Below are 4,376 nucleotides of genomic sequence, written 5' to 3'. Positions count from 1 at the left end.
GAATATGGCGGCGCCGGCATGGCAAGACCGCCATGTGCGTGGTCTCCGAGGAGCTGTCGCGGGCCTGGATCGGCGTCGGCTCCCTGGCCACCCGGTCAGAAATCGCCGGCGAGTTGATCCTGACCGGCGCACCGAGGCCCAGAAGGCCCATTGGCTGCCGCTGATCGCCAGCGCCGAGATCCTGCCGACCGCCGTCTTCACCGAACCGAACACGGGCTCCGACCTGGGCTCGCTGCGCACCCGGGCGTGCTGGACGGCGACCATTATGTCGTCACGGGCGCCAAGACCTGGATCACCCACGCGGCCCGCGCCGACGTCATGACCCTGCTGGTCCGCACCGACCCGGCCACCACCGACTATCGCGGCCTGTCGATGCTGCTGGCCGAAAAGCCGCGCGGTACGGATGAAACCCCCTTCCCCGCCGACGGCATGACCGGCGGCGAGATCGAGGTGATCGGCTATCGCGGCATGAAGGAATATGAGCTGGGCTTCGACGGCTTCACCGTCCCTGCCGCCAACCTGCTGGCGCGTGGAAGGCCAGGCTTCAAGCAGCTGATGGCTACCTTCGAGAGCGCCCGCATCCAGACCGCCGCCCGCGCTGTCGGCGTGGCCCAGTCCGCCCTCGACATCGGCCTGAACTACGCCCTCGATCGCAAGCAGTTCGGTCAGGCGATCTTCGAATTCCCGCGCGTCGCCAACAAGCTGGCGATGATGGCGGCGGAGATCATGGGCGTGCGTCAGCTGACCTATTACGCCGCCCGTCAGAAGGACGAGGACAAGCGCTGCGACGTCGAGGCCGGCATGGCCAAGCTGATCGGGGCCCGGGTCGCCTGGGCCGCCGCCGACAACGCCCTGCAGATCCACGGCGGCAATGGCTTCGCCATGGAATATGTCATCAGCCGCGTGCTGGCCGACGCTCGCATCCTCAACATCTTCGAGGGGGCCGGCGAGATCCAGGCCCAGGTCATCGCCCGGCGCTTGCTGGAAGACGGCAACTAGAGGGGCGCGCCCCGGCCTATCTGGGCCGCCAGGCCTCGGCGACCAGGCCGATCTGGCGGTCCATGACGGCCGACATCGCGGTCGCGTCGGAGCCCATGGCCGCGGCCATGCGGTAATTCCAAGCGTAGAACGCCTTGAGGCTGTCGACCACCAGGGTCAGGTCGAGGTCGTCGCGCACCTCCCCGCGCTTGACGCCATCGGTCAGCACGTCGACCAGCATGGACGCCAGGCGTTCGTTGCGGCCGAAGGGGGTGATCCCGGGTTCGTTGCTGGGGCTGAACGAGGCCGCGATATGGGCCAGGAACAGCTTCACGCGCCGGGTCTCGAACTCGTAGTGAATGGCGAAGATCGAACAGAGCCGGTCCGCGGTGGAGCCGCGCAGATACGGCAGCACCCGGTCGAACTCACTGTAGAGGTCGCCCAGGCGACGTTCCATGACATGGCTGAGCACCTCGGCCTTTGAGGCGAAGGTGGTGAAGACGCTGCCGACCGAAACACCCGCCCGCTCCGCTATGGCGCGGATGGTGGTCTCGTCGTAGCCGATCTCGTTGAACAGGTCGCGGGCGGCTTCAAGGACCCGCTCCCGTGTCGCCTGCTTCTGTTCGTCCCTCAACCCCAAGCCCGTCCCCCGGATACGGCAGCGTTCTGATAGGTTTGGTCTGTTGGCGCGGCTGGGGGCTAGCCCCGCCGCGCCCGACCGAACGCGCTAGGCGCGCACGCCCGCCAGAACAATCCTGAGCTGCTTGGCGAGTCGCTCAAGGAGCGCCTCCGCCGACCAGCTATCGTAGATTGCGCGCCGATAATTGGCGACATACATGTCCCAGATGATCTCCGCGACCAGCTTGGCGTCGAAGTCCGCCTTGAGCTCGCCCTGGGCCACGCCGCGCTGCAGACAATCGGCCAACAGACGGAAGACCTGCAGCAGGTCGTTGCGGTAACGGCGCTCGGCGACGTCGGATCGGGTCCAGCTGACGGCGATGCTGGCCCGGGTCAGGGGCAGTTGCTCGGTATGGAATCGATAGGCCACGTCGAACAGGCCCAGCAGGGACGCCTCGACGGTCGCGCCCTCGCGAGCGGCCACGGCCATCTGGGCGATGACCACCTCATAGTCGGCGGTCAGGATCTCGTCGAACAGTTCGGCCTTGTCGGCGAAGCTGGCGAACACCGCGCCGGTCGACATGCCGGCGACCTGGGCGATGTCGCGGATGGTCGTGCCTTCATAGCCGCGCTCGCTGAACAGCCGGCGGGCGGAAGACAGCACCCGTTCGCGCGTCCGCTGCTTGGCCATGGCCCGGCGGGTCAGTTTGATCGGCGCTTCCGTCGGCGACTCGAAGTTCAGCGATACAAAGCTCATGCGGCGGCCTCCAGGCGAGCAAGCGCCGCTTCGGCGCGCTGCTCGAATTCAACGCAGTACTCATCGACGACATTTTGCAGAACGTCGGCATAGCGGCGCGCCAGGGCGCGGCCGTCCTGCGCGGCGTCGCGCAGGTCTGTGATCAGTTGGCGGACTTCCGCCATGGCGTCTTCGCGCTCGGACGCGGAGAAGGCGACGGCGGAAGCGCGAACGCTCTGGGCCATTTGGGTCTCTCCTGCCTCCCCGCTGGGAAAATGGCGTTGAATGATCTGCGGTGAGGAGTTGATCATGTTCAACGAACGCGTACTTTAAAAATGGACCGGCGGCTCTACCCGTAAGAATCGGAGTTTGCAACCGCCTGGAAAAACAAAAATCACCGAACATCGGCGCTGGCTGTACCTAGGGCGCCCAGATCGCAGCGTCACTGCGACAAATGCGCTCAACGAACATGATCGCCGAACATGTGTCCGCAGCGCGACGGCGGCCGACACATCGCCGCCCTCCTCTGGTCAAGCCGGACTCGAATCCCTAGGTTCGGCTCATGGACAAGCTCTTCGACCTTTTGACCTTCGCCGCGCTGGGCGCGGTGCTCATTACCCTCGGCGTCGGCGTTTTCGCCCTCTTCAAGGGCGGCGACTTCGGACGGTCCTATTCCAACAAGCTGATGCGGCTTCGGGTCGTGCTTCAGCTGGTCGCCATCATCGTCCTGGTCGCCGCCTTCTGGTGGAAGACCCACTAGATTCGACCCATCGACCTAAACTGATTGGGCCCGCCGGCGCCCTGAGACAAAAGCGACAGGACCCGCGACCGATGGTCACGCTCAACCGCATCTATACCCGCACCGGCGACGGGGGCTCGACGCGGTTGGCGACGGGCGAGCCGGTCAGCAAGGCCTCGATCCGCGTCGACGCCTATGGCGGGGTGGACGAGACCAACGCCTCCATCGGCATGGCACGGCTGCACACCGGATCGGACGCCGAACTCGACGCCCTGCTGGAGCGGATCCAGAACGACCTGTTCGACCTCGGCGCGGATCTGGCCTGTCCCGAGCAGCACGACAAGCCCGCCTGGGAGCCCCTGCGGATCATCCCGAGCCAGGTCGAGCGCCTGGAACAGGAGATCGACGCGATGAACGGGCGGATGGAGCCGCTGACCTCGTTCGTCCTGCCGGCCGGCAGCCCGGCGGCCGCGGCCCTGCACGTGGCCCGCACCGTCTGCCGCCGCGCCGAGCGCAAGGTGGTGGAATTGATGGACGTCGAGGGCGAGATCGTCGGCCAGCCCGCCCTGCAGTATCTCAACCGCCTGTCGGACCTGCTGTTCGTCGCCGCCCGCCGGGCCAATGACGACGGCCGCGCCGACGTGCTGTGGAAGCCTGGCGCGACGCGGTAGCGCCTGGCCTTATTTCTTGTCGGTCGGCGGCTTGCTCGCCGAGGCGCCGTCCATCTTCTTGGGATCGGTGTTGATCGGCGGCACGTTGAGCGGGCGGCGCGTCAGGTCTCGATCGAATAGACCGTGCCGCACTTCATCCACTTGGCCGCCCACAGGCCGCCGCGCTTCTCGCAGCGCTCCTTGGGCCAGACCCAGAGGGCGTGATAGCCGAGAACGGCCAGGCAGCTGGCGGCGAAGAGGCCCAGAAAGATCACTTTCAGGCGATTGAGCGAACGATCCATGCGCCGCCTCTTAGAGACTTTTCGCGACAAGGGGAAACAGTTCGCGCGGGGTGAATGCGGCCCGAACGGGACCCATAAGGGTGCGCCGCAGCAGACGCCGGCCGCGGAATGCCCTACGGATGTTTGAAATCATTGCGCGGCAATTGCTTACGCTAACGTAAGGGGAAACTTGCAAACCCCGACGGAGGCGCTAATCCGTTCGCCGCAGGAAAAGAAAGCCAGGAGGCGGCGTAGACCGATGAAGGTTTTAGTCCCGGTTAAGCGGGTGATCGATTATAATGTGAAGGTTCGGGTGAAGCCCGACCAGACCGGCGTCGACCTCGCCAACGTCAAGATGTCGATGAACCCCTTCT

General features: G+C 65.8%; 6 protein-coding genes and 2 pseudogenes. 4 read left to right on the top strand and 4 right to left on the bottom strand.

The window, feature by feature from the left end:
- Positions 1-999 (top strand): annotated as a pseudogene (locus CSW58_RS07640) (acyl-CoA dehydrogenase family protein); the annotation flags it as partial.
- A 16-nt stretch (positions 1,000-1,015) separates the two neighbouring features.
- On the opposite strand, the gene CSW58_RS07635 reads toward CSW58_RS07640, so the two are convergent.
- From CSW58_RS07635 to CSW58_RS07625, 3 genes are all read right to left on the bottom strand, one after another.
- A complete protein-coding gene (locus tag CSW58_RS07635) occupies positions 1,016-1,618 on the bottom strand; it encodes a TetR/AcrR family transcriptional regulator (RefSeq protein WP_099446889.1) in 603 nt (200 codons plus the stop codon).
- 87 nt (positions 1,619-1,705) lie between these two features.
- Positions 1,706-2,353, bottom strand: a complete 648-nt coding sequence (locus CSW58_RS07630; protein WP_099446888.1) for a TetR/AcrR family transcriptional regulator — start codon at positions 2,351-2,353, stop codon at positions 1,706-1,708.
- Positions 2,350-2,577 (bottom strand): hypothetical protein, encoded by a 228-nt coding sequence (locus CSW58_RS07625; RefSeq protein WP_099446887.1) that lies wholly within the window; start codon positions 2,575-2,577, stop codon positions 2,350-2,352. The genes CSW58_RS07630 and CSW58_RS07625 overlap by 4 nt, the downstream gene beginning before the upstream one ends.
- Before the next feature lie 317 nt (positions 2,578-2,894).
- On the opposite strand from CSW58_RS07625, the gene CSW58_RS07620 reads away from it, so the two are divergent.
- Positions 2,895-3,092 carry a twin transmembrane helix small protein gene (locus CSW58_RS07620; RefSeq protein WP_099446886.1) on the top strand — a complete coding sequence of 66 codons (198 nt, stop codon included), beginning with the start codon at positions 2,895-2,897 and terminating at the stop codon, positions 3,090-3,092.
- Positions 3,093-3,163: 71 nt separating this feature from the next.
- Positions 3,164-3,742 (top strand): cob(I)yrinic acid a,c-diamide adenosyltransferase, encoded by a 579-nt coding sequence (locus CSW58_RS07615; protein ID WP_099446885.1) that lies wholly within the window; start codon positions 3,164-3,166, stop codon positions 3,740-3,742.
- A gap of 101 nt (positions 3,743-3,843) precedes the next feature.
- On the opposite strand, the gene CSW58_RS07610 is transcribed toward CSW58_RS07615, so the two are convergent.
- Complete coding sequence (locus CSW58_RS07610; protein ID WP_236627709.1) at positions 3,844-4,023, bottom strand: hypothetical protein; 180 nt, start codon at positions 4,021-4,023, stop codon at positions 3,844-3,846.
- 238 nt (positions 4,024-4,261) lie between these two features.
- Here CSW58_RS07610 and CSW58_RS13725 point away from each other — a divergent pair.
- Positions 4,262-4,376, top strand: a pseudogene (locus CSW58_RS13725) (electron transfer flavoprotein subunit beta/FixA family protein); the annotation flags it as partial.

Source organism: Caulobacter sp. B11 (genome assembly GCF_002737765.1).
GTDB lineage: Bacteria > Pseudomonadota > Alphaproteobacteria > Caulobacterales > Caulobacteraceae > Caulobacter.
The sequence above is the reverse complement of the archived record's forward strand: the minus strand, read 5'-3'. Positions and strand labels throughout refer to the sequence as shown.